The 22,878-nt window shown below is 68.6% G+C and carries 32 protein-coding genes and 1 pseudogene; 22 read left to right on the top strand and 11 right to left on the bottom strand.

Annotated features, from left to right (window positions below):
• The first annotated feature begins 110 nt into the window (after positions 1–110).
• Positions 111–365, top strand: coding sequence for a LapA family protein (locus ABTZ94_RS24555; RefSeq protein ID WP_351203429.1), 255 nt, complete (start codon positions 111–113; stop codon positions 363–365).
• Positions 366–583: 218 nt separating this feature from the next.
• Here ABTZ94_RS24555 and ABTZ94_RS24550 read toward each other — a convergent pair whose 3' ends face one another.
• Together ABTZ94_RS24550 and ABTZ94_RS24545 are read right to left on the bottom strand one after the other, a co-directional pair.
• Positions 584–1,456 (bottom strand): undecaprenyl-diphosphate phosphatase, encoded by an 873-nt coding sequence (locus ABTZ94_RS24550; protein WP_351203427.1) that lies wholly within the window; start codon positions 1,454–1,456, stop codon positions 584–586.
• A gap of 212 nt (positions 1,457–1,668) precedes the next feature.
• Positions 1,669–2,382, bottom strand: a complete 714-nt coding sequence (locus ABTZ94_RS24545; RefSeq protein ID WP_351203425.1) for a TVP38/TMEM64 family protein — start codon at positions 2,380–2,382, stop codon at positions 1,669–1,671.
• 189 nt (positions 2,383–2,571) lie between these two features.
• Here ABTZ94_RS24545 and ABTZ94_RS24540 point away from each other — a divergent pair, with 189 nt between their 5' ends.
• From ABTZ94_RS24540 to ABTZ94_RS24525, 4 genes are all read left to right on the top strand, one after another.
• Positions 2,572–2,727 carry a hypothetical protein gene (locus ABTZ94_RS24540; protein ID WP_351203423.1) on the top strand — a complete coding sequence of 52 codons (156 nt, stop codon included), beginning with the start codon at positions 2,572–2,574 and terminating at the stop codon, positions 2,725–2,727.
• A 92-nt stretch (positions 2,728–2,819) separates the two neighbouring features.
• Positions 2,820–3,989 carry an elongation factor Tu gene (gene tuf, locus ABTZ94_RS24535; RefSeq protein WP_351203421.1) on the top strand — a complete coding sequence of 390 codons (1,170 nt, stop codon included), beginning with the start codon at positions 2,820–2,822 and terminating at the stop codon, positions 3,987–3,989.
• 162 nt (positions 3,990–4,151) lie between these two features.
• Positions 4,152–4,907 (top strand): patatin-like phospholipase family protein, encoded by a 756-nt coding sequence (locus ABTZ94_RS24530; RefSeq protein ID WP_351203419.1) that lies wholly within the window; start codon positions 4,152–4,154, stop codon positions 4,905–4,907.
• 22 nt (positions 4,908–4,929) lie between these two features.
• The gene (locus ABTZ94_RS24525; protein ID WP_351203417.1) at positions 4,930–5,775 is read left to right on the top strand and encodes a spermidine synthase; all 846 of its coding nucleotides are present in this window, start codon (positions 4,930–4,932) and stop codon (positions 5,773–5,775) included.
• On the opposite strand, the gene ABTZ94_RS24520 is transcribed toward ABTZ94_RS24525, so the two are convergent.
• The gene (locus ABTZ94_RS24520) at positions 5,737–7,011 is read right to left on the bottom strand and encodes an MFS transporter (protein WP_351203437.1); all 1,275 of its coding nucleotides are present in this window, start codon (positions 7,009–7,011) and stop codon (positions 5,737–5,739) included. The two genes, ABTZ94_RS24525 and ABTZ94_RS24520, sit on opposite strands and share 39 nt — an antisense overlap.
• 93 nt (positions 7,012–7,104) lie before the next feature.
• Positions 7,105–8,166, bottom strand: coding sequence for a DUF8017 domain-containing protein (locus tag ABTZ94_RS24515; RefSeq protein WP_351203415.1), 1,062 nt, complete (start codon positions 8,164–8,166; stop codon positions 7,105–7,107).
• 153 nt (positions 8,167–8,319) lie between these two features.
• On the opposite strand from ABTZ94_RS24515, the gene ABTZ94_RS24510 reads away from it, so the two are divergent.
• Both ABTZ94_RS24510 and ABTZ94_RS24505 read left to right on the top strand, forming a co-directional pair.
• The gene (locus ABTZ94_RS24510; RefSeq protein ID WP_351203435.1) at positions 8,320–8,757 is read left to right on the top strand and encodes a DUF4442 domain-containing protein; all 438 of its coding nucleotides are present in this window, start codon (positions 8,320–8,322) and stop codon (positions 8,755–8,757) included.
• Positions 8,758–8,914: 157 nt separating this feature from the next.
• On the top strand, positions 8,915–9,574 hold the full coding sequence (locus ABTZ94_RS24505) for a DedA family protein (protein WP_351203413.1): 660 nt from the start codon (positions 8,915–8,917) through the stop codon (positions 9,572–9,574).
• A gap of 123 nt (positions 9,575–9,697) precedes the next feature.
• Here ABTZ94_RS24505 and ABTZ94_RS24500 read toward each other — a convergent pair whose 3' ends face one another.
• Positions 9,698–10,228 carry a gamma carbonic anhydrase family protein gene (locus tag ABTZ94_RS24500; RefSeq protein ID WP_351203411.1) on the bottom strand — a complete coding sequence of 177 codons (531 nt, stop codon included), beginning with the start codon at positions 10,226–10,228 and terminating at the stop codon, positions 9,698–9,700.
• A gap of 182 nt (positions 10,229–10,410) precedes the next feature.
• Between ABTZ94_RS24500 and ABTZ94_RS24495 the strand changes: the two genes are divergently transcribed.
• From ABTZ94_RS24495 to ABTZ94_RS24485, 3 genes are all read left to right on the top strand, one after another.
• On the top strand, positions 10,411–11,166 hold the full coding sequence (locus tag ABTZ94_RS24495; RefSeq protein ID WP_351203409.1) for an acyltransferase: 756 nt from the start codon (positions 10,411–10,413) through the stop codon (positions 11,164–11,166).
• Positions 11,167–11,350: 184 nt separating this feature from the next.
• Positions 11,351–11,923, top strand: a complete 573-nt coding sequence (locus ABTZ94_RS24490; protein ID WP_351203407.1) for a helix-turn-helix domain-containing protein — start codon at positions 11,351–11,353, stop codon at positions 11,921–11,923.
• A gap of 44 nt (positions 11,924–11,967) precedes the next feature.
• Complete coding sequence (locus tag ABTZ94_RS24485; RefSeq protein WP_351203405.1) at positions 11,968–12,528, top strand: YbaK/EbsC family protein; 561 nt, start codon at positions 11,968–11,970, stop codon at positions 12,526–12,528.
• Between the two features lie 7 nt (positions 12,529–12,535).
• Here the strand turns inward: ABTZ94_RS24485 and ABTZ94_RS24480 are convergent, their stop codons facing one another.
• Together ABTZ94_RS24480 and ABTZ94_RS24475 are read right to left on the bottom strand one after the other, a co-directional pair.
• Positions 12,536–13,387, bottom strand: a complete 852-nt coding sequence (locus ABTZ94_RS24480) for an AAC(3) family N-acetyltransferase (RefSeq protein WP_502967300.1) — start codon at positions 13,385–13,387, stop codon at positions 12,536–12,538.
• 73 nt (positions 13,388–13,460) lie between these two features.
• Positions 13,461–13,871 (bottom strand): CoA-binding protein, encoded by a 411-nt coding sequence (locus ABTZ94_RS24475; RefSeq protein WP_351203403.1) that lies wholly within the window; start codon positions 13,869–13,871, stop codon positions 13,461–13,463.
• Between the two features lie 58 nt (positions 13,872–13,929).
• On the opposite strand from ABTZ94_RS24475, the gene ABTZ94_RS24470 reads away from it, so the two are divergent.
• The gene (locus ABTZ94_RS24470) at positions 13,930–14,556 is read left to right on the top strand and encodes a YigZ family protein (protein ID WP_351203401.1); all 627 of its coding nucleotides are present in this window, start codon (positions 13,930–13,932) and stop codon (positions 14,554–14,556) included.
• Between the two features lie 118 nt (positions 14,557–14,674).
• Here the strand turns inward: ABTZ94_RS24470 and ABTZ94_RS24465 are convergent.
• A pseudogene (locus tag ABTZ94_RS24465) lies at positions 14,675–14,773 on the bottom strand (HAD family phosphatase); the annotation flags it as partial.
• Positions 14,774–14,904: 131 nt separating this feature from the next.
• On the opposite strand from ABTZ94_RS24465, the gene ABTZ94_RS24460 reads away from it, so the two are divergent.
• From ABTZ94_RS24460 to ABTZ94_RS24415, 10 genes are all read left to right on the top strand, one after another.
• The gene (locus tag ABTZ94_RS24460) at positions 14,905–15,060 is read left to right on the top strand and encodes a DUF6131 family protein (RefSeq protein ID WP_351203399.1); all 156 of its coding nucleotides are present in this window, start codon (positions 14,905–14,907) and stop codon (positions 15,058–15,060) included.
• Between the two features lie 38 nt (positions 15,061–15,098).
• Positions 15,099–15,494, top strand: a complete 396-nt coding sequence (locus ABTZ94_RS24455) for a gas vesicle protein GvpO (RefSeq protein ID WP_351203397.1) — start codon at positions 15,099–15,101, stop codon at positions 15,492–15,494.
• 86 nt (positions 15,495–15,580) lie between these two features.
• Positions 15,581–16,018, top strand: a complete 438-nt coding sequence (gvpJ, locus tag ABTZ94_RS24450) for a gas vesicle protein GvpJ (RefSeq protein ID WP_351203395.1) — start codon at positions 15,581–15,583, stop codon at positions 16,016–16,018.
• 3 nt (positions 16,019–16,021) lie between these two features.
• The gene (locus ABTZ94_RS24445) at positions 16,022–16,735 is read left to right on the top strand and encodes a GvpL/GvpF family gas vesicle protein (protein WP_351203393.1); all 714 of its coding nucleotides are present in this window, start codon (positions 16,022–16,024) and stop codon (positions 16,733–16,735) included.
• Between the two features lie 14 nt (positions 16,736–16,749).
• Complete coding sequence (locus ABTZ94_RS24440) at positions 16,750–17,001, top strand: gas vesicle protein GvpG (RefSeq protein ID WP_351203391.1); 252 nt, start codon at positions 16,750–16,752, stop codon at positions 16,999–17,001.
• A 105-nt stretch (positions 17,002–17,106) separates the two neighbouring features.
• Complete coding sequence (locus ABTZ94_RS24435; protein WP_351203431.1) at positions 17,107–17,529, top strand: gas vesicle protein; 423 nt, start codon at positions 17,107–17,109, stop codon at positions 17,527–17,529.
• Positions 17,526–18,341, top strand: a complete 816-nt coding sequence (locus tag ABTZ94_RS24430; protein WP_351203389.1) for a GvpL/GvpF family gas vesicle protein — start codon at positions 17,526–17,528, stop codon at positions 18,339–18,341. The genes ABTZ94_RS24435 and ABTZ94_RS24430 overlap by 4 nt, the downstream gene beginning before the upstream one ends.
• Positions 18,338–18,583, top strand: a complete 246-nt coding sequence (locus tag ABTZ94_RS24425; RefSeq protein ID WP_351203387.1) for a gas vesicle protein — start codon at positions 18,338–18,340, stop codon at positions 18,581–18,583. The genes ABTZ94_RS24430 and ABTZ94_RS24425 overlap by 4 nt, the downstream gene beginning before the upstream one ends.
• The gene (locus ABTZ94_RS24420) at positions 18,573–18,980 is read left to right on the top strand and encodes a gas vesicle protein K (protein WP_351203385.1); all 408 of its coding nucleotides are present in this window, start codon (positions 18,573–18,575) and stop codon (positions 18,978–18,980) included. The genes ABTZ94_RS24425 and ABTZ94_RS24420 overlap by 11 nt, the downstream gene beginning before the upstream one ends.
• 49 nt (positions 18,981–19,029) lie before the next feature.
• Positions 19,030–19,203, top strand: coding sequence for a CsbD family protein (locus ABTZ94_RS24415; protein ID WP_351203383.1), 174 nt, complete (start codon positions 19,030–19,032; stop codon positions 19,201–19,203).
• Between the two features lie 175 nt (positions 19,204–19,378).
• Here the strand turns inward: ABTZ94_RS24415 and ABTZ94_RS24410 are convergent, their stop codons facing one another.
• From ABTZ94_RS24410 to ABTZ94_RS24400, 3 genes are all read right to left on the bottom strand, one after another.
• Entirely contained in the window at positions 19,379–20,359 is a 981-nt protein-coding gene (locus tag ABTZ94_RS24410; RefSeq protein ID WP_351203381.1) for an SRPBCC family protein, read from the bottom strand.
• A 6-nt stretch (positions 20,360–20,365) separates the two neighbouring features.
• Positions 20,366–21,304: a histone protein gene (locus ABTZ94_RS24405; protein ID WP_351203379.1), complete on the bottom strand. Its 939-nt coding sequence runs from the start codon at positions 21,302–21,304 to the stop codon at positions 20,366–20,368.
• Positions 21,305–21,782: 478 nt separating this feature from the next.
• Positions 21,783–22,139 carry a DUF4267 domain-containing protein gene (locus tag ABTZ94_RS24400; RefSeq protein WP_351203377.1) on the bottom strand — a complete coding sequence of 119 codons (357 nt, stop codon included), beginning with the start codon at positions 22,137–22,139 and terminating at the stop codon, positions 21,783–21,785.
• Between the two features lie 94 nt (positions 22,140–22,233).
• Here ABTZ94_RS24400 and ABTZ94_RS24395 point away from each other — a divergent pair, with 94 nt between their 5' ends.
• Positions 22,234–22,812: a TetR/AcrR family transcriptional regulator gene (locus tag ABTZ94_RS24395; protein ID WP_351203375.1), complete on the top strand. Its 579-nt coding sequence runs from the start codon at positions 22,234–22,236 to the stop codon at positions 22,810–22,812.
• Positions 22,813–22,878 lie beyond the last annotated feature (66 nt).

The following is a 22,878-nucleotide window of genomic DNA, read 5'->3' as shown; positions in this document are numbered from 1 at the left end:
CGCCACTTCTGCGAAGTGGCGTGGCGGTGGTCGGCGCCGAGTTCGCTGCGCCGAGCGCGATGAATGGGACTTATCAGGACTAATCGCCTGAACCGCTCAATACTGGGACCATGGCACGGAAGTCGTCTCGACCGCACGCCCCGCCGACCCTCTCCGTCAAGGGCCGGGATGTGCGGATTCGCACCATCGGGATCGTGGTGCTGATCGGTCTTGCGATCTGGTTCATCGCCGCGAACACCGAATCGGTCGGCATCCGGCTGTGGGTACCCACCGTCACCCTGCCGCTCTGGGCGGTACTGACCGTGACTCTGCTGGTGGGGCTGGTCATAGGCGGGCTGCTGGCCCGCCGCAGGGCGAAGCGCTGAGCCGGCGGACGGGAAGCCGGCCCCCGGGCCTCGCCGCAAAGGTTAAAGATCAAGCTGAGGGCTGTCTCGTAATCCCTGGCGGGACAGCGCGCGGCGTCAGATGCGGTGCATCGCAAGGCGGAGGAGCGTCCGCATACTGGATGTGTGCGGACGTTCCGACAACGCGGCGAGGTGCCGTAGCTGTCGTCGTGCGCCCGTCAGGGATTACGAGACAGCCCTCAGCCCGCCGACTCGCCCGCGTGCGGGCTCAGTACCCCAGCCGTCACCAGCGCGAACAGGATCAGCCCGAGAAGCACGCGATAGATGACAAACGGCATGAAGCTCTTCGTCGTGATGAATTTCATGAACCAGGCGATAACGGCATAGCCCACGCCGAACGCGATGAACGTCGCGAAGATCGTCGGCCCCCACGACACATGTCCCTCACCCGCGTCCTTCAGCTCGAAGACACCCGAGGCGAGCACCGCCGGGATCGCGAGCAGGAAGGAGTAACGGGCCGCCGCCTCGCGGGTGTACCCCATCAGCAGACCGCCGCTGATGGTGGCGCCGGAGCGGGAGACGCCCGGGATCAGGGCCATCGCCTGGCAGAAGCCGAAGATCAGGCCGTCCTTGACGCCGAGCTCCCTGAGCGTCTTGCGCTCCTTGGCGGCCCTGTGCCTGCCGCCTGCCTCGTCGCGGGCGGCGAGGCGGTCGGCGATGCCGAGGACGACACCCATGACGATCAGGGTGGTGGCGATCAGCCGCAGATCGCGGAAGGGTCCCTCGATCTGGTCCTTGAACGTCACTCCGAGCACGCCGATGGGTATGGATCCGACGATGACCAGCCATCCCATCTGGGCGTCGTGGTCGCTGCGCATCGACCGGTTGGTCAGCGAGCGGAACCAGGCCGAGACGATTCGGACGATGTCCTTGCGGAAGTAGATGAGGACTGCCGCCTCCGTGCCGATCTGGGTGATGGCGGTGAACGCCGCACCCGGGTCGTGCCAGCCGGCGAACGCTGCGGTGAGCCGCAGATGTGCGCTGGAGGAGATCGGCAGGAACTCGGTCAGTCCCTGAACGAGGCCCAGGACGAACGATTCGAACCAGCTCATGGGGCTTTGGCCATCCCGGATGTGATCGTGCATCGGCCGACGGCAGTGAGGGCCGTCGGCAATGTGCGTATTGCGGTCAAATGAGGGCAGGGCCGTGCCGGGCCCGGAGATCTGCGGTCGGTCGCGGGCAGGGTATCGCCCTCAGATGAACAGCGTTACGCGTACCCCGGCGACCGCCCACCACCCCTGTGTCCGCGCCCATGCGTACCGGATCACTCGGCGGCGAGGCGGTGGCGCTTGCGCCAGGCGACGACGGCCGCGCCGAGGCCCGTCAGCACGATGAAGCCCATCGCGGCCAGGAACGCGGGCGACGTCGGTGAAGAGGCCTCGCTGCCCGCGACGACATACGCCGCGGTGTTCGGGACCGAGCCGAGCCCGGTGGCCACCAGAAACGGCGGATACCCCATGCGCGAGACGGCCGCGCAGTAGTTGGCTGCCGCGAACGGCACACCGGGGAACAGCCGCAGCGCCAGCATCGAGCGGAAACCGTGCCGGCTCAGCTGACCGTCCGCCGCCTTGAGCCAGCGCCCGCGCAGCAGCCCGCGAAGGGCGTCCTGCCCAAGCACCCTGCCCAGCCCGAACGAGATGCCCGCGCCGAGCACCGTACCCGCCAGAGCAGCGGCCAGCCCCGCCTGTGAACCGAAGAGCGCACCGGCGGCGAGACTGAGCAGTGGCCGCGGTACGAAGGCCACGGTGCACACGCCGTACGCGCCACCGAACAGCACGACCGCCGCGGCGCCACCGCTCAGCCGGGTGGGCCAGCCGGTGGCGAGCAACCGTTGGGGTTCGAGGAGCAGGGTCGCCGCCGCGGCGGCCAGCAGCACCGCCACGAGCAGCGAGAACCGGGACCAGGGCGAGAGCAGCGCCCTCGTGCAGCGCATGGCGAGGCCGTCTGCGGGCCGGGCGGCGGGGACGGGGTCGAGCATGCCGGGAGACTAACCGACGCCGGTGTGTGACCGCCGCAATGCGCACGTACGAGCCAGGCGGCCGAAATCGCTCCCGAGTGTTCCGTCCCGCGCACCCGGCATCCGAGACGGCGGGGCGGAACACGGACCCCCGTGTCCGGCCTGCGGTGTCCGCCGGAAAACCATTCGACGTGGCCACACCCGTCGGCCATGATCGGACCCATGTTCCGGTACGCCTTCCTCACAGCGCAGTCCGCAGTCGCGGACGCGCCGAAGGCTGCCGTGAACCCCGCAACCGCAGCGGCACTTGTCGCAGCGGCAGCGTTCACCGCTGCCGCAGCGCCCCTCGGCGGCGCCCGAAGCTGACCCTCCCCCGACAGTCCGGCGGACCCCGTAAGGGGAGGGTCGGCGGGGCCCTGGGGTCTTCTCTCTCAGCTTCGAATTCCAAGGAATGAGCCATGCCCAAGACGGCATACGTGCGCACCAAGCCGCACCTCAACATCGGCACCATGGGCCACGTCGACCACGGCAAGACCACCCTGACGGCCGCCATCACCAAGGTTCTCAGCGACCGTGGAACCGGCACGTACGTTCCGTTCGACCGGATCGACCGGGCGCCGGAGGAGACGCAGCGCGGCATCACCATCAACATCGCGCATGTCGAGTACGAGACCGACACCCGTCACTACGCGCACGTCGACATGCCGGGACACGCCGACTACATCAAGAACATGGTCACCGGCGCCGCCCAGCTCGACGGGGCGATCCTCGTCGTCTCCGCGCTCGACGGGATCATGCCGCAGACCGCCGAGCACGTCCTGCTCGCCCGCCAGGTGGGTGTCGACCACATCGTCGTCGCCCTCAACAAGGCGGACGCGGGCGACCCCGAGCTGACCGACCTGGTCGAGCTGGAGGTCCGCGAGCTGCTCTCCGCGCACGGCTACGGCGGTGACTCCGTCCCCGTCGTACGGGTGTCGGGGCTGAAGGCCCTGGAGGGCGACCCGCGGTGGACCGCGGCCGTCGAGGCGCTGCTGGACGCCGTCGACACGTACGTGCCGATGCCGGTCCGCTACACCGACGCGCCGTTCCTGCTGTCGGTGGAGAACGTCCTGACCATCACCGGCCGGGGCACCGTCGTCACCGGAGCCGTCGAGCGCGGCACTGTGCGCGTCGGTGACCGGGTGTCGGTGCTGGGCCCGGACATCGAGACGGTCGTCACCGGTCTGGAGACCTTCGGCAAGCCGATGGAGTCCGCGGAGGCCGGCGACAACGTGGCCCTGCTGCTGCGCGGGGTGGAGCGTGACCGGGTCCGTCGCGGCCATGTGGTCGCGGCGCCCGGCAGCGTGACGCCGAGTCGCCGTTTCACCGCGCAGGTGTATGTCCTGTCGGCGCGGGAGGGCGGCCGGACCACCCCGGTGACCACCGGCTACCGGCCGCAGTTCTACATCCGCACCGCGGACGTCGTGGGCGACGTCGACCTCGGTGCGGTGGCGGTGGCGCGACCCGGGGACACGGTCGACCTGACCGTCGAGCTGGGCCGCGATGTCCCGCTGGAGACCGGACTCGGCTTCGCGATCCGCGAGGGCGGCCGCACCGTCGGCGCGGGCACCGTCACCGGACTGCTCTGAGCGGTGTCGTGCCAGGGCCCGCCTCCCGTACTCCACGGGAGGCGGGCCCGGTGTCGTAAGCAAGACTGACGGTATGACAGACACAGCACTGGTGCTCGGTTCGGGCGGCGTCACGGGCAGCGCCTGGGAGACCGGAATCTGTACGGGCTTGCCAAGGCGGGCGTGGACCTGTCCACCGCCGATCTGATCATCGGCAGTTCGGCGGGCGCGATGGTCGGCGCGCAGCTGGCCTCCGGGCTGCTCGGCCTTCCGGAACTGTACGAACTCCAGCTCGCCGATCCGCAGGGCATGACCGGCGGCAAGCTCGGCGCGCTGACCTTCCTGCGCTATGCGGGGGCCGTGCTGTCCGCACGTACCCCCGAGGCATACGGGCGGAAGCTGGCCCGGATCGCGAAGGACGCCCACCTCGGCATCACGGCGGAGGAACGGCGCGCGGCGATCGCCACACGTCTCCTGTCGCCCGACTGGCCCGATCGTCCCCTGCGCATCACCGCGGTCGACGCGGCCACCGGTGAGCTCCACACATTCGACAAGGACAGCGGAGTACCCCTCGTGGACGCCGTCACCGCGAGCTCCTCCGTCCCGGCCGTATGGCCCGTCGCCACCTTCGAGGAACGGTCCTGGATCGACGGCGGGGTGCACTCCCCGGCCAACGCCCATCTCGCCGCAGGTTATGGACGCGTCGTCATCATCGCTCCGACCGCCAGTGGCAACAAGGTCATCGTCTCGCCGCGCACGCAAGGGGCCGAACTCGCCGCGAAGGGCGCCCGCGTGGAGGTCATCACCCCGGACGCGGCGGCGAAGAAGGCGTTCGGCCGCAACTCCCTCGACCCCAGCCGCCGGGCCGCGGCGGCCCGTGCCGGGCTCGCCCAGTCGGTGGCGCACACCGAAGCCGTCGCCGCGGTCGTGAGCAGCTGATCCGACACCCCACAATGGGGGAGTGAACGAGTCAATACCTGTCATCCGGGACGTGGACCAGGGCACCGCCAGACTCCTCCCCGACGTGGACCGGGACAGGGCCTGGCTGCTCACCGTCGACGGCGCACCCCAGTCGTACGTCGACCTCGACGCGCCGGACCATCTCGAATTCGAGTACGCGCGACGGCTCGCCCACGTCGTGGACTGCGCCGCGGCACCGGGCGCACCGCTGGACGTACTCCATCTCGGCGGTGGTGCGCTCACCCTGCCCCGCTATGTCGCCGCGACCAGGCCGGGCTCCCGCCAGGACGTCGCCGAGGCCGACCTCGGGCTCCTCGCCCTGGTCGCCGAGCAGCTGCCGGTCCCCGACGGCAGCGGGATCATCGTGCACGGCACGGACGCACGCAGTCGGCTGGAACAGACCCCGCCCGGCTCCGTCGACGTTCTGATCGCGGATGTCTTCGGCGGCTCGCGGGTGCCCGCCCACCTCACTACCGTCGAGTACGCACAGGCTGCCTGCCGGGCGCTGGGCGACGGCGGAATCTACGCCGCCAACCTCGCGGACGGCGCACCCTTCGGCTTCCTCCGCTCCCAACTGGCCACCTTCGCGGCCGTATTCGAGGAGCTCGCACTGATCGCCGAACCCGCGGTGCTGCGCGGCCGACGCTTCGGCAACGTCGTCCTCGTCGCATCCCGGAGCCCCGTCGACACGGCGACGCTGACCCGCCGCTGCGCCGCCGACGCCTTCCCCGCCAGGGTCGAGCACGGGCCCGCGCTGGACCGGCTCGTCAAAGCCGCCCGGCCCGTCAGGGACGGTGAGGCGGTCGCCTCACCCGAGCCGCCCGACGGAGCCTTCAGCATCGGCTGAGGCCTGCCCCTGCGCCTTGGCCGTCACCACCTCGGTGGTGACGGTGGCGCGGGTCAGATTGCGTACCTCGGGTACGAACAGCACGGCGCCGGTGACCAGTACGATCAGCCCCGCGCAGCCCCACAGGGCCTCACTGCGCCCGACCAGGGCCTCCACCGGACCGGCGAGCGCGGTGGCGACCGGCATCATCGCCACCGAGCCGAACCAGTCGTACGCAGAGACGCGTGACAGCTTCTCCTCGGGGATCTCCTGATGCATGGCCGTCATCCACGAGACCCCGAACACCTCGATGGCGGCGCCGCTGACGAACATCACCACGCAGAGCCCGGTCACCGGCAACGCCACCGCGAGTCCCACGGACGGCAGGGCCAGCGGGAAGACGCAGAGGGTTCCGGCCAGCAGCAGCCGCCGGGGCTTCCAGCGCAACGTCAAGAGCGCCCCGCCGAGTGTCCCGACTCCGAACGCTGCGAGCGCGAAGCCCCAGGGGCGGGCGCCACCGAGCTCGTCCCGGGCGACCAGCGGCCCGTACACCGACTCGGCGGCCCCGACCGCGGCGACGACCACCGAGAACTGCGCCACGATGCTCCACAGCCAGGGGCGGCCGGTGAACTCCTGCCAGCCGTCCCGCAGATCGGCGAGCAGGCCGCCGCCCGGTGCACGCGACGGAATGTGGCTGACGTCCAGGAAGGCGCGCAGCGCACCTGCGACTGCGAAGGACGCGGCATCGATGGCCAGCACCCAGCCCGGGTCCATCGCCGCGATCATGGCGCCGCCGAGCGCCGCACCACCGATCGCCGCGCCCTGCATGGACATTCGGAAGAGAGCGAAGGCGCGGCTTGCCTGCTCACGGCTGACGCTCGACATCAGCATGCCCTCGGCCGCCGGGTTGAAGAACGCCTGCCCGGTCCCGCACAACGCGGTGAGCAGCATCATCTGCCACAGCTTCGGATCGCCGGCCAGGACCAGCCAGGCGAAAGCGGCCTGCGATACACAGTTGAGGGCGTTCGCCGCGACCATCACCCGGTGGCGCGGCAGCCGGTCCGCGATCGCCCCGCCGATCAGCAGGAAGACCACCAGCGGTGCGGTCCTGGCGGCGGCCACCAGACCGACGTCGCCGCCGTCACCGCCCGACTCCAGAACCGCGAACGCCGCCGCGATCAGCGCGCCATGAGTGCCAAGGCCCGTGATGATCGCGGCGGCGGTCAGTAGACGGTAGTTGCGGCCGGGGCGGTTCATGAGGGGTGCGGGGGCGGAAGCATCGGTCACCAAGGGACTATCGCCGCCGCGACCCCGCCGTGCCAAGCCCTTTTCCGACGGCGGTGAAGACGGTCAGGAGGACGGGGGTGCGTCCACCAGCCGCACGGTGCTGAGGATCTTCTGGATGGTCGCGTCCGGGAGTTCGGCCTTGACGGAATCGGCTCCGTACAAGACCCAGGACGCGAAGTTGCCCTTCTTGTTCTTGAAGGTGAAGGCGATCGTCTTGCCGTCGCTGTCACACTTCTTCCGCTTTGTGACATTGGGGGCGGTGGCTGTGACAACCTGGCCGGTCAGACCCGACTTGGTGGTGTACTGCTTGGGCTCGCTGATCTTGATAGTGCTCTTCGGCATGTGCTGCGCATAGGCGGCCCACGCCCACTCGCCGGCCTCGTTCCTGGCGTTCTTGGCGGCATCGGTGGCGCCCTCGGCGCCCCTGGTGCCGGCGCTGGCCAGGCTCATGTCCTCCTTGACGCCGTCCTTGTCGGAATCGTCCACGCACCACTTGCTCTGGTAGTACGACGGTGCGGAGAAACCGATGAGGGGCGAGTGGTCACCCTTCTTGTCGTCCTCGAAGTACGAGAACGTGCCGGGAGAGCCGACCTCCCAGTCGCCGGGCACGTCGAACTGCGTGCCGAACTTGGGGTTGGTGACGACCTTCCAGCCCGCGATCAGGGGCTTGGCGTCCCCGTCGGGGCCGCGCGGGTTCGCCTCGGACGTGGAACCGGACGGCTCGGCGGGCGCCGACGAGTTCTTGTCGTCGGCGACGTCCTTGCCCTTGCTGTCGTCCTTGTTCATCACGACGACACCGGTGACCACGGCAGTCACGACCACGGCGGTGGCCGCGACGATCGCGATGGCGGTGGTCTTCTTCTTGCTGCCGTCGGGCTGCGGACCGCCGGGCGGACCGGGGGCCGCGTACTGCGGCACGGTCGGCTGCTGGTACGGGTTCGGCTGCGGGTAGCCGGGCTGCTGGCCCTGCTGCGGATATCCCTGCTGCTGTCCGGGCTGTCCCTGCTGCTGATATCCCGGCTGCTGATAGGGATTCGGCTGCTGGTACCCCGGCTGCTGATACGGGTTCTGATTCTGGTCCTGCGGGTTTTGCTCGCCCCCGGGCGGCTGCTGTCCTGGCCACATGGCCAGTAACGATAGAGGGGCGGTGGCCGGTCCGTTACGCCCGCCCCCGTGAGCGGACGGTGATGGAGGCGATCAGTGGACGGGGCAGAGGGGCTTCGAGGATGGCCAAATAGTTCTACTCATGAGTAACATCCGGTCATGAGTGCTGAACAGATGACCATCGGCGAGATGCTCGCCGCGACGGTTCCGATGGCCCGGACCCTCAATCTCGAGTTCCTGGAGACGACCGCCGAGCGTGCGGTGGTCCGTCTTCCGGACCAGGCCGACTACCACAACCACATCGGCGGACCCCACGCCGGCGCGATGTTCACGCTCGCGGAATCGGCGAGTGGTGCGATCGTCATCGCGGCCTTCGGCGATCAGTTGTCGCGTGCCGTGCCGCTCGCGGTGAAGGCGGAGATCGGTTACAAGAAGCTGGCCATGGGTGTCGTCACCGCGACGGCGACCCTCGGCCGCCCGGTGGCCGACGTCGTCGCCGAACTCGACGAGGGCAAGCGGCCCGAGTTCCCCGTGGTCATCGAGATCCAGCGCGCAGACGGTGCGGTGACCGGTGAGATGACGGTCGTCTGGACACTGCGTCCGAACGCCTGATCCGGGGCGGCTCCTTGAAAGGCCGCCGCGCACCCCGATGAGGGGGCGTGGCGGCCTTTCGCACTGTCCGGGCAGATGGCGGGACAGGTAGCATTCCCGCCGTGCGCCGAGGAGTTGGCCGACGGGCAACGGGACATCAGCACGGGAGGAACTGGCATTGCACGTCCAGGAATGGCTGGAGACCGTCCCCGCGGTCAGTGTTTACGTCCTGGTGGGCGTTGTCATCGGGCTGGAGAGCGTCGGAATTCCGCTGCCGGGCGAGATCGTCCTGGTCAGCGCGGCGCTACTGGCCGCCGGACATGACGGAATCAACCCCTGGATCCTCGGGGCCTGCGCCTCGGCCGGCGCGGTCATCGGAGACTCGATCGGATACGCCATCGGCCACAAGGGCGGACGGCCGCTTCTCGCCCGGCTCGGCGGTAAGTTCCCCAAACACTTCGGCGTGAACCAGATCGCAATGGCGGAGCGGTCGTTCCACAAGTGGGGCATGTGGGCGGTCTTCTTCGGCCGCTTCGTCGCGCTGCTCCGGATCTTCGCGGGGCCGCTGGCCGGCGTGCTTCACATGCCGTACTGGAAATTCCTGATCGCCAACCTGCTGGGCGGCATCGTCTGGGCCGGTGGCACCACGGCTGTCGTCTACTCGGTGGGGGTCGTCGCCGAGGCCTGGCTCAAGCGGTTCTCCTACCTCGGCCTGGTGGTTGCGGTGCTGATCGGCGTGACCTCGATGCTGGTGCTGAAGAACCGGGCCAAGAAGGCGGGGGCACAGGGGCCGGTCGTCTCCGCGCCCGACGCGGGGACCGTACCGGTGGCGGACTGACCGGACGTACCGCCGCGACCCACCGGCCGGGTACCGGCTGGACCGGGGCGGTGCGGGCTCACGAAGACGTTGGACGCTTCCTTTCGTCCGTCCGCCCCGCCCCTTGGTTCCGTTGCGTTCCGCTCAGCTCTCGTGAGCCCGGCGGTGTGCCTTGGCCAGTTCCACATAGCCCACCGCGTTGAACTTGATCCCTTCCAGCTCCTCCTCGGTCAGCTGCCGCCTGACCTTGGCGGGTACGCCCGCGACTAGCGAGCCCGGAGGCACCTGCATCCCCTGCGGGACCAGCGCCTGTGCGGCGATCAGTGAACCGGCGCCGATGCGGGCGCCGTTGAGGACGGTGGACCCCATGCCGACCAGCACGTCGTCCTCGATGGTGCAGCCGTGGAGTACGGCATTGTGCCCGACCGAGACGCGCTCGCCGACCGTGACGGGGAACCCGGGGTCGCCATGGACGCTGCAGTTGTCCTGGATGTTGCTGTCGGCGCCGATGACGATGGGACCGCAATCGGCACGCAGTACGGCGTGGTACCAGACGCTGGAACCCGCGGCCATCGTGATCTCACCGATCACGACCGATGTCGGTGCGGTGAAGGCCTCCGCATCGATGTCCGGCTCCTTGCCACCCATTCCCGTGATCAACGCCTGCTCTGCCATCGCCCGTTCCTCCGTGCCCAGGTGTTGTGTGGTCGCGGTCGTGTGATCGCAGCAGCTCGGTCGCCGCTGTTCGATCGCGTCGGAGGAAAGGTATGCGACGGGCGGTGGAGCGGCGCCGAGTGGGGTGAACATCACAGGTTGCCGCGGTGATCACGCCGGGCGCTGCCGACTACCGTGTGTGGGTGGCCAAGAACAGGAACGCGTTCTCTTCCCTCGCCGCCTGGCGGCGGCGCGCCCTGTCCCGGGCCGTCCACCGCGGCTGGCGCTGGGTGCAGGAGTCGGGTGCGGTCACCGCGGAACATCCAGGACGGCTGCGGTTCGGCCGGATCGGCGAAGGCACCCGGCTGGCCTTCCCGCAGGGCACGGTCTTCGGAGAGCCATGGATCGAGCTCGGTGCCCACTGTGTGATCGGTGAACAGGTCACACTGACGGCCGGACTCATGCCCGACCTGGATCTCGGACCCGAGTCGATCCTGACCCTGGGGGACGGAGTGGTACTCGGCCGCGGCAGCCATGTCGTAGCCGACACCAAGGTGACCATCGGCTCGGACACGTACTGCGGACCGTATGTCTACATCACGTCCACGAACCACAGTTACGACGATCCGCACGAGCCGGTCGGCAGACAGTGGCCGCGAATGGAGCCGGTCGCCATCGGGCCGGGCTGCTGGATCGGCACCGGAGCGGTGATCCTGCCCGGGGCCGTGCTCGGGCGCAACGTGGTGGTCGCCGCGGGCGCGGTGGTGCGGGGTGAGGTGCCCGACCATGCGGTGGTGGCCGGTGCCCCCGCCCGTGTCGTACGCAGCTGGGATCCGGAGAAGGGCTGGCAGCCGCCGCTGCGCACTCCTGCTCCGGTGCCGATCCCGTCGGGCATCACGCCCGAGCAGTTGCTGGCCCTGGCGGAACCGGGCGACACATCGGGCCCGTCCGGCGACTGAGGGGCGGTGGCGCGCCGGATCCTCAGCCGCTCGCCAGCAGTACCGTGCCCACCAGGGCGAGACCGGCCCCGGCCGCCTGTACCCCGTGCAGGGCATGCCTCGCAGTACAGTGCGATGAACGGTGGGGTGCACCACACCGTAGTGCAGTATTTTCGACCCTGTCATCCAAAATATTGGACGGAATGTGTCTGACCTTGATCAGCTCACCCAGTCGCTCGCGCGCAATCTCAAGCGCTGGCGGGGGGAACGCGGCTTCACTCTGGACGCACTCGCCGCCCGTGCCGGGGTCAGTCGCGGCATGATCATCCAGATCGAGCAGGCCCGCACCAATCCGAGCGTCGGCACGACGGTCAAGCTCGCCGACGCGCTGGGGGTCAGCATCACCACGCTGCTCGACTACGAGCAGGGCTCACCGGTCCGGCTGGTGCCCGAGAGCCAGGCGGTGTGCATGTGGTCCACGGAGGCGGGCAGTTCCACCACGCTGCTCGTCGGCACGGAGGCCAGGGGGCCGCTCGAACTCTGGTCCTGGCGCCTGATGCCGGGCGACAGCAGCAGCTCCGACCCACACCCCGAGGGCACGGTCGAACTGCTCCACGTCACCGCGGGCGAGCTCACCCTCGTCGTCGACGGAACCTCCTACTTCGTACCCGCCGGCGGGTCCGCCACGTTCGAGGCGCATCACCCGCACGCCTACCGGAACGACGGCTCCGAACCGACCGAGGTCACCATGGCGGTCTCCATCCCGCCCGCACGGTGAGACGGTCAACCGGCCGCCTTCGAGACGTTGTCAGCGTTGCGTGCATGCGCGCACCCATCGGATCCTTCGAGAACGCCCGCCCTGCGATCGACCGTCTCGACCTGCTCACCGAGCCCGTCGCCGCAGCCGTGACCGAAGGCTGGGGCGGTGTCCCGGCCGCGCAGATCATCCATGTCGACACGGATCCGGCCATCGCCGACACGGCGGTCTTCGTCGAGCACCATGGTGCGGAACTGCTCGACCGGTCGGCCAACTGCGTGGTCGTGGCGGGCAAGCGCGGTGGTGAAGTGACACTGGCGGCCTGCCTCGTTCTCTCCCACTCCCGCGTCGACGTGAACGGCGCGGTCCGCAAGCACCTGGGTGCCCGCAAGGTGTCTTTCGCCCCGATGGACACGGCGGTCGGTGAGACCGGCATGGAGTACGGCGGAATCACCCCGATCGGACTCCCGGCCGTATGGCCGCTGCTGATCGATCCCGCCGTCGCCGACGAGGAATGGGTGCTGATCGGCAGCGGCAGCCGAAGGGGCAAGCTGATCGTTCCGGGCAAGGCGCTGGCGGCGCTGCCGGGCGCTGTGGTCGTCGACGGCCTGGCTATCAAGAGCTGAGGGGCTCTCAGCCGTGCGCTGGGCAGAGGGTCTGGACAGGCACTCGGCCCCGATGTGACGGCAGCCGGCGGGCCGCGAAGTCGACGGCGTCGGTGAAGCGGAAGAGCCGACTTGTTGACGACCCCACCGGGCCGGTCCGGACAGCCGCACCGTTGTCGGAGCGGGCGAAGTCCGCTCCCAGGGTCGCGAAATCGCTGTCATCCAGAGCGACGTCCTCGTACTCCCACCACTGGCGCCGGCCCCCGGCCGTCACCACGCATCGATAGGTGCGGCGGGGCGGGGCGGCTACCCGGTACTCGCCGAGATGGAACGCGGTGCAGGTGTCGAACCCGGTGCCCAGCAGGAGCACGTGGGCCCGCAGATCGTAGAGGCGGGCCAACGGGGAGTCCTCGCCGAGATGGCAGTCGGGGCGGTGGCGCGCCATCAGCTTCCGGGCCGAGGGGCCGAGCGCGGCGAAGGACGTCTGTGGGTGGTCGCTGCGCACCGCCCCCTCGGTGAGCCGCACGGCCTCCGCGAGGCGGCCCATCGACGGTGCGGCCGACGTCGCCGGGTCGAAGGGCGGCATGCTCGCACGTACGGCCGCCCGGGCTCGGTCGCTGAGACCGCGTACCCGGTCGAGGTAGTGCGGGGAGGTGTCGGAGTTCTCCGGGGTGAAGGCCGGGACGACGACTGTGCCGTGCCCGCCGAGGGCGTCCCGTAACGCAGCGACCACCGCCCGGACACCGCCGCTCACCGACCCCACCGCACGCATCGACGCATGCACCAGGAGGGCGCCGTTCTGCTCCACGCCCAGATCGGACAGTTGCCCGGCCAGCCCGGATCGGCTGTGGCGGACGGTCGGCGCAGTCGAAGTGCTCACAGCGGGTCATTCTCCCAGCAGGGCGCCGAGTGTGACACCACGCACATTCGGACGAGAGACAGGGGTGCTGCGGCTACCGGCTCAGCGCGGGAATCTCGATGGCCGGGCAGCGGTCCATGACCATGTCGAGCCCGGCCGCGCGCGTGCGTTCGTACGCCTCGGTGTCGACCACGCCGAGCTGGAACCAGACCGCCTTCGCTCCCGCCGCCACCGCATCGTCGGCCACGCCGCCCGCAAGCTCACTGTTGACGAAGACGTCCACCACATCGACCGGGAACGGTATGTCGGCCAGCGATGCGTAGCCGTCCTCGCCATGGACCCGCTCCGCCTTCGGGTGCACCGGGACCACCCGCTTGCCGAAGCGCTGAAGCACCTCGGCGACGCCGTAGGCCGCGCGCGACCGGTTGTCGGACAGGCCCACCACCGCCCAGGTCTCGCCCGTGTCCCGGAGAATCCTGCGGATCGTCTCTGCGTCTGCGTACATGATCGGGACAACGGACAGTGGCACCGGACCATTCCCGGCGGGGGCATAGGGTGGCCGGATGCAGGAGCAGTACCGGACAGTCGCCCGAGCGGGCGTGCACGAGACCGAGATCAACAGGTCGCGCTTCATCTGCGCGCTCGCCCCCGCCGCCACCGAGCAGGAGGCGCAGGACTTCGTCGCACGCATCCGCAGGGAACACCCGACCGCCACCCACAACTGCTTCGCCTATGTGATCGGCGCCAACGCCTCCGTACAGAAGGCGAGCGACGACGGAGAGCCCGGTGGCACCGCGGGCGTACCCATGCTGCAGATGCTGACGCGCCGTGAGATGCGGTACGTCGTCGCCGTCGTCACCCGCTACTACGGAGGTGTGAAGCTCGGTGCGGGCGGACTGATCCGGGCGTACGGGGGAGTGGTCGGGGAGGCCCTCGACGAACTCGGCACCATCACCCGGCAGCGGTTCCGCCTTGCAACGATCACTGTCGGTCACCAGCGCGCGGGCAAGCTGGAGAACGACCTCCGAGCCACCGGGCGGAGCGTCCGCGAGGTCCGCTACGCGGAGGCCGTCGTCATCGAGATCGGGCTGCCGGACGCCGATGTCGAGGGATTCCGTGGCTGGCTGGCCGACGCAACAGCGGGCGAGGCCGAGCTGGAGCTGGGCGGCGAGGCGTACGGGGACGCCTGACCGGCGCTCCACGTCCCCGCAACTGTCCCTGGGACCCCCGGGCGGCACGCCCGGCTGTTTGCGGACCTCAGGTCGGATCTGGGGCTGGAGACCGCGTGCGGCCACTATGGACGCCGTAGCGAAGGCGGGCGGCGAGCCGCATGGGTGCCGCCGCACCCGGCATGGTCACGGGGTCTTCGGCAACGAGTGCCGTGAAGTGTCTCAGGAGCGCGTGCGTCATGTCGTCGGCGGCATCCTGCTCGCGTTCCACGGGCGTGGCCACTGAAATGCTCAGCCGTCGGCAGTTGCCGCCGCGGCAAACGAAGCACAGAGTGAAAAGGGAGCACACATACGAGATCGGAGCACGTCGTGATCGTTCTCGGAGTTATCTTGCTTGTCGTCGGTTTCCTGACAGGCATCTCTATCCTCTGGACGATCGGGATCATTCTCGCCGTGGTGGGTCTGATTCTGTGGGTCCTCGGAGCGATGGGGCATGCGGTTGCCGGTCGAAGGCACTACTGGTAGCGCGACAGCGGAACTCGTCCGCCGATTCCGGAGGGAACATGGCCGCAGGCGAAGAGGACGAGACAGAGCGCGTTCGGCGCCCGTCCAGCACGAAGCCGGCCAAAAAGAGCGCCAGGAATACCAGCACTGGACGGACCGGCAGCCGAACGAGCGAAACGAAGCGCGCGACCCACCGGGTTTCGGCGCCGCGGGCCATGCGGTACGCGGCTGAGCAGCTCCAGGAGCTTTTGGGGCGAGCCCCCGAGTCCGTCTCGGCAGTGAGGCCGACAGAGGACGGCTGGCAGGCGGACGTGGAAGTCCTGGAGCTGGAACGTGTCCCCCCAACCACCAGCGTGATGGCGAGCTACCGGGTGACGCTGGACGAGGCGGGCGAACTGGTGGCGTATGAGCGCACCCGTCGCTACGCCCGAGGACAGATCGACAGGCGTGGCTAGGGCCCGGGATGTCACCGCAGGACCGTTCGCGAGACGAATGAGCGGCCACGCCCGTAGCCAGGCGTGAGCCGCTGAAAGGAGGCACCATGACTGTGGTGCCGCAAGGCGGAGGAACCGTTGCCCGGGGCGGCGGTGGCGGGTCGGGGAACCTCTACGACATCGTCGATCTGATTCTGGACCGCGGCCTGGTCATCGATGTCTTTGTGCGTGTGTCGTTGGTGGGCATCGAGATCCTCAAGATCGACGCCCGCATCGTCGTGGCGAGCGTGGACACCTACCTGCGCTTCGCAGAGGCCTGCAACCGCCTCGACCTGGAGACGGGACGCAAGGCGCCCTCCAAGCTGACCGACCTCGTCGGCGAGGTGACCGAGGGCGGATCGCATGGCAAGACCAAGGGAGCCCTCAGCGGGGCCGCAGAGGTGTTGACCGACGCCCTCAAGGGTGGGCGTGAGGACGACGAGGAGCTCGAGGAGAGGCGGGAGCGGCCGAAGCGTCGGCCTGCCGCCCGGCGCAGAAAGGAGTGAGTCATGGCCGTATACGTCTACTCCATTGTCGCGGCCACCCATCCGCAGCGCCTGGACCGCCTCGACGGGGTGGGGGAGCCGCCCGCGACCCTCCGCACGGTGCGCACCGAAAAGCTGTCCGCGGTCGTCAGCGACGCCCCCGAGGAGCTACGGCCCAAACGCCGGGACCTCGGCGCACACCAGGCCGTCCAGGAACGGCTGATGGCCGACGGCACGGTTCTGCCCCTGCAGTTCGGCTTCACCACCACGAACGACGAAGCCGTACGAGCGGTGCTGGAGGACCGTACGGACGAGTTCACCGAACGGTTGCGGGCGCTGGAGGGTTGCGTCGAATACCACCTCAAGGCCGCCCAGGACGAAGATGCGCTGCTGCGTCAGATCCTGGAGGAGTCCGACGAGGCGCGGGGGCTCAACGAGGAGATCAGAAGCGGCCGCAGCAGCCCGGAATTGCCGCTCGCCCTCGGAGAGCTGGTTGCCCAGGAAGTGAGCGCACGTCAGGACCAGCTGGCCGCTGGAGTCGTCGAGGCACTGCGCAAGTTCGCCCGAGAGCAACGCTCGTCGCAGGCGACAGGGGACGACTTCTTGAGCGTGTCCTTCCTGGTGGACCGGGACAGCGAGAAGCGCTTCGTCACCGCTGAGCAGGGCCTGGCCGAGACGTTGGGCCCGGACTTCGACCTGCGGCTGCGCGGCCCGCTACCCGCATACAGCTTCGTCTGAGGAGTGGAGTCCTCATGGGCCTGTTGACTCAACTCGCCACCCTGCCACTGGCGCCGGTGCGCGGCGTGGCCTGGGTCGTCGAGCGCGTCGTCGAGACCGCGGAGAACGAGTACTACGACCCCGCACCCGTCGAGCGGGAACTCGCCGGGCTCGAGCAGGCGCTGCTGGCGGGAGACATCGACGAGGAAACCTTCGACCGGCGCGAGGACGAGCTGCTGGACCGACTGGACGAGATCAGGGCCCATGTCCAGGGCACCGATACCTGATCGCGGCAGTTGCCCGCGGACGGAGCGCCACCACGTGCACCCGTCGCAACGCCGGGACACCGGGATAAGAGGTGCAGCGCCGTGAACGAACCCGTCGCCAGGAGGATGGGCGACTTCCCGTCCAGGGCCGGCCCCTACGGAGGTCAGGGCTCCTCGGCCAATCTCGCCGACATCCTGGAGCGGGTCCTGGACAAGGGCATCGTCATCGCGGGCGATATCCAGATCAACCTGCTGGATATCGAACTGCTCACCATCAAGCTGCGCCTGCTGGTCGCATCGGTGGACAAGGCGAAGGAGATGGGCATCGACTGGTGGGAGCACGATCCCGCGCTGTCCTCACACGCCAGCGACGGCTACCGCTCGCTCGCCGAGGAGAACAGGCGGCTGCGCGCCGAGATCGAAGCCATGCGCGAGGGCGGTGAGCTGCCGCCGGCCGGGGACGAGGAGAGCCGCCCTGCCGCCCGCCACCGCACCGCACATACATCACGCACCGAACGGGCCGGGCCGCAGAACGGGGATGAGCCATGACCGAGGTCATCACCTACGCCTACGCGGTGGCACGGGACGCCGACGGAGCGCTGGAAGAGGAGCTGCCCGGACTCGCCGGAGTGGCGGACGCGCCGGTGCATCTGGTGCGCGCAGGACACCGCCGTGACGTGGTGGTCGCGGTCAGCGCGGTGCCCAAGCAGGACTTTGAGGAAGCAGCGCTGCGCGCGCACCTCGAGGACCTGGACTGGCTGGAATCGGTCGCCCGCGCCCATCACCGGGTGATCGAGGCGCTGGCCGCGCGCACCACCGTCCTGCCGCTCCGGCTGGCCACCGTGTACCTGGACGACGAGCGGGTGGGGCAGATGCTCGATGCCCGCCTGGAGGCGTTTTCCGAGCGGCTGGCCGACCTGGTCGCGCAGGTGGAATGGGGCGTCAAGATCTACGTCGAAGCCCCCGCGGCCACTGAAAGCCCGGCGGAGCCGTCTGCGGATCCGGCTCTGAGTCCAGGGCGGGCCTATCTCAGCCACCGCAAAGAGCAGCGCCACGCGCGTGACGACGTCTACCGCAACGCCGAACAGGCGGCCCGGCGTTGTGAGGAAGCGGCCCGAGAGGTGGCGGTCGACCGGGTCCAGCACCGGGCGCAGCAGGGCGAGCTCGCCCACGGGCCGGGAGAGAACGTCGTCAACGACGCCTACCTCGTGCCGCTGGCGCACACCGAACGATTCCGTGCCGACGTCCTGCAGGCCGCCGAGGGGCTTCCAGGGGTACGTGTCGAGGTCACCGGGCCCTGGGCGCCCTACTCCTTCGCCACGCCCGCCGAAGCCGAACCGTTGAAGAGAGCCGCGCCGTGAGGGCGGCCGGCGGCCCGCCGGCCGCGGCAGAAGAGCCGCTGCCGGACCGGCAGATCGCGCTGATCGACCTGCTGGACCGGCTGCTGAGCGGAGGTGTGGTCCTCACTGGTGACGTCGTACTCTCGATCGCCGACATCGACCTCGTACGCATCTCGCTGCGCGCGCTGATCGTCTCCATCAGCCAACAGAACCCCTCCCCGTGGCCCACCACCGCACCCCTGCGAGGCGGCCATGACCGATGAAACCCGCCGGCCCGTCAACCGCTTCGACGAAGTCGCCGACGCGGCGGCCCGCGCCTTGCGCCTGCTGCCCGCCGCACCGCAGGACGTCCTGCCGCCGAGCGGCTCGAAGGCGCAAAGAACGACACACCGGGTGACCACCGACCCCGACACGGTGGAACGTGACCTGATCAAGCTCGTTCTCACCATCGTCGAGCTGCTGCGACAGCTCATGGAACGCCAGGCACTGCAACGGGTCGACGCCGGAGATCTCACCGAGGAACAGGAGGAGCGGCTGGGCGCCACGCTCATGATTCTGCACGAGCGCATGGTGGAGCTCTGCGCCCGATACGACCTTTCCATGCAAGACCTCAATCTGGATCTCGGACCTCTCGGGACATTGCTGCCACCGTCCGAATAACAGTCGGCCGAACCTCCGCTTGCTCGGCCGAAGGCCATGGGAGCACGAAATGGGCATCAGAAAGAAGGCCAAGAACATCGGCGAGATAGCCGAAGGGAAAGTCAAGGAAACGCTCGGGAAGGCCGTTGGCAACGAAAGCCTGGAGAGAAAGGGAAAGGCCGAAAAGACCAAGGGTAAAGTCAAGCAGGCCGTGGAGAAGGGCAAGGACAGGTTCCGGCACTGAAAGCCACGTTCAGGCACATACCACAGGCCCCGCCGCGCCCCGGGCAACGACGAGGCCTGTGGCATGTGCCATGTGTGGCAGGACGACCGCAGTGCGCCGCAGCTGACCGGCGTCGATGACATCTGCCCAGGTCAAAAGGAGTCATCATGCCTGTGGGGCCTGCCGGGACGTCAACTCACTCCTCTTCTTCGTCTCCTTGCTCTTCGTCCTCCTCTTCGTCCTCCTCTTCGTCCTCCTCCTCTTCGTCCTCCTCCTCTTCGTCCTCCTCTTCGTCGTCCTCCGCGTCGCCTTCGTACTCACCCTCCTCCTCGCCCTCGGCGTCGTAGGCCTCTTCGTCCTCGGCTTCTTCGTCCTCGAGAGCCTCTTCGTGGGTCCGTACGACCTCGCCGTCGCGGATTTCGCCGCGCCAGCCGTCCGGCTCCTCGTCGGTGAGGGTGATGTGGCGCTGGAAGTGTTTGAGGTCCAGCCGCAGCCGCCGCCCCTGAGCGCGCCACAGATTTCCGGTCTTCTCGAAGAGCCCCGAGGCGTAGTACTCGACGACCAGAACAATGCGGGTCAGTCCGGGTGCCAGTTCATGGAAACTGACCGCACCTCGGGTCGATCCCTTGGCGCCCTCGGACGTCCAGACGATGCGTTCATCCGGTACCTGTTCCTGAACGGTCGCTTTCCAACCCCGGGTCGACGGCCCGACCTTGGCCTTCCAGTCGCTGGTCGTCTCATCGGTCGGCGAGACGTTCCGTACGCCCTTGGTGAAGCTGCTGAACTTCTCGTAGCGCGTCCAGTGGTCGTAGGCCGTACGCACAGGCACGCCGACATCGATGACCTCGATGATGTTGGTGACCTTCTGGTCTCCTGACTTGCGTCCATGCCCACCGCCGAGAGCTTCCTTGGCCTTTCCCAGAACGTTGTCCTTGAGGTTCTTCGCCGTCCCGGAGAGCACGGCCTTGAGGGGGGAGTCGCCTCCGAGGAGGGCACCTCCGATCTTGGAAAGTGATCCGCCGTTCTCGGCGACGTCGGTGAGCTGGTCCGTCACATCGATCAGCTTGTCGCCGGCCCGTTCGGCCAGATCCCCCACCCTCGCCATCAGGTAGTCCGCAAGTTCCTCACGCAGTCGATCCAGTCCCGAGTCCGCGTTGCCTTGTTCCGTTTTTGCCATGACCGGTTACCTCCGGCGCTCGACGCGCGATGGTGTCTTCTTGGCGCTCTTCTTCGCAGCGGGAGCTGCTTTCTTCCGCGCGGCAGTCTTCTTCGCAGGCGCCTTCTTGGCGGCTTTCTTCTTTGCCGGCCTCTTGGCAGTGGTCTTCTTCGTCGCAGCTTTCTTTGCTGCCGTCTTCTTCGCGGTGGTCTTCTTGGCAGGGGCTGACTTCTTGGCTGCGGTCTTCTTGGCGGGCGCTGCCTTCTTCGCAGCCGTCCTGCCCGGGGCAGCCTTCTTCCCGGTGGCCTTCTCGGCTACCGGCTTCTGCCCACCCCTCTTCGCGGTGGCTCCCCGCTGTGCCGCTTCACGCCGGCCAGCGGCCGACTTGCCCGACGTACGCTTTCTCGGTGTCGGCTTCGTAGCAGCTCGGGGGGTGCGCCGGCGCGGCCTCTCTTCGGGCTCCTCCTCCGGCTCCTCTTCCTCGCTTTCTTCCTCTTCGGGCTCCTCCACGCCCTCCTCGTACTCACCCTCCTCGTATTCCTCTTCGGGCTCCTCCTCCTCGTATTCCTCCTCGGGCTCCTCTCCCTCGTCCCGCGCGTACTCCTCCTCGCCCTCTTCCTCTTCCTCCTCCCCTTCTTCCGGTTCTTCCTCGCCGCTTTCGAGCTGGAGGGTACGTTCCCTGAGCGAATCCGCGAGCGTCGTCAGCCGGCGGTTGGCAGCGGCGGTCACGGCCTCCCGGCCGGCGTCCATGAACTCCCCGCGCAACTGCTCACCCAACTCCGCAACCTGGGGGATCTCCCCGAGCTTGCGGATCCCTTGAGTCACGAGCTGTCGGGGCTCAAGCCCGAATTGACGCCCGGCAATATAGGACGCCGCCGTGAGAGCGAACCGGGCCTTCTTCGTACGGCCCAGCACATAGCCGCCGGCCAGGGCGGCGGCTAGCAAGATCTTGTTTACGTCATTCATGGGTGCGTCACCTTTTCATGGGCAGGAAGCCGATCGGCATCTGCGCAGGGGGCCGTCACTCAGCGGCATTGCTCCGCCATATCCAGAGTGATCGATGTCCTGGCCCGCGCATCTCGAGCGGGCCAGGAGGCCCCTTCGGCCCCGCTGCAAATCAGCCTGATTCTGCTGTGTGACGGACGGCCTGGGCGGGCCACGGCCCGTGCCTCAAAAAGGGTGGCGCCACGGGGGATTGGTGCCTGTACAGCCCGCCATATGGGTCACAGCCGCCGCGCCGAGACCGCACTTCCGGCCGCCCGCACAAGGTGGCGCGTGCTGCTGGTGCATTCCGTGCTGTCAGTGTTTCGCCCCTGGTAGCACCTGAAAACTGGCGGGCGGCGCGTGGCCAGAAAGAGCTGGTGAGCATCCGTGCTGACCGAACCCATCCGGCTCAGGGCTGCTCTTGGTCACCGCTGCCCCGCCGAGGCGGCGTGACGAGCGGTTACGCGATGAGGAGGAGCACGCTGATCGCCAGCATCACCACTGCGGTGGCGCCGTGGATGCCATAGACGGCCGCCTTGGGCCCGTTGCTGCGCAGCACGATCAACGCGTCGCCCACGGGTGTGCCGGTCGCGGCCAGCATGAACCAGCCCAGCAGGTGGGGTGACCCGCCGGCCAGCAGGATCAAGATGAAGAGCCCGGAGGCTATGTCGCGCACGGCCTTGACGGCCAGCCATGCCTGGAAGCTGCGGTCCTCGGTCGGTGTGTCGGGGATGCCGAATCCGACTGCGGCCTGCGGCGCCCAGAATGCACGTGCGCCGATGAAGATGATGCCCACGCCGATCAGTCCGGCGAGCACGGTGGCGACGTTGACTATAGCCTAGCGGTGCTAGTTATCGTGTCGAAGATAGTCACACCTCCGGCAGGATGTCTAGCGTTGCTAGAGTGTCGTCATGTCCGCCATCAAAGAGCGCCGTGAACGTGAACGCGCCCAACGCCATCAGCTGATCATCACAGCAGCCCGCGAACTCGCCGAGGCCGAAGGCTGGGAGGCGGTGACGACGCGAAGGCTCGCTGAGCGCGTCGAGTACAGCCAGCCTGTGCTCTACAGCCACTTCAGCGGCAAGGGCGCCATCGTCCGCGCCGTCGCGATCGACGGCTTCGGCGAACTCGCCGCCCACCTGCGCCGTGCCCGGCTGGCCAACCCCGAGCCACGGCAGGCCCTGCACGCCGTCTGCCGCGCCTACCTGGAGTTCGCTACCGAGCGGCCCGCCCTCTACCAGGCCATGTTCGTCATGCCGACCGACGTGAAGTTCGCGCACGCCGGAACGCCGCCCCAACTGCGCGCAGGCTTCGACGAATTCGTCAGCTGTTTTCGCCCGGACAACGCGCGACGCGAACTGTTCGCCGAAGTCATCTGGAGCGCATTGCACGGCATAGCCGCCCTGTCGGACAGCGGCCGTATTCCCCCGGACAGTCAGGAGGAGCGCCTCGACTTCCTCGTCACCCGGCTCGCCGACACCCCAAGCTGACCGGCCCCACGCCATCCCTCTCTTCGGAGGGAATCCCCGCCTTCGGGCGGGGAGGGAATCCGATCC

Source organism: Streptomyces sp. NPDC002785 (genome assembly GCF_040295565.1).
In the GTDB taxonomy this organism is placed as follows: domain Bacteria; phylum Actinomycetota; class Actinomycetes; order Streptomycetales; family Streptomycetaceae; genus Streptomyces.
The sequence above is the reverse complement of the archived record's forward strand: the minus strand, read 5'-3'. Positions and strand labels throughout refer to the sequence as shown.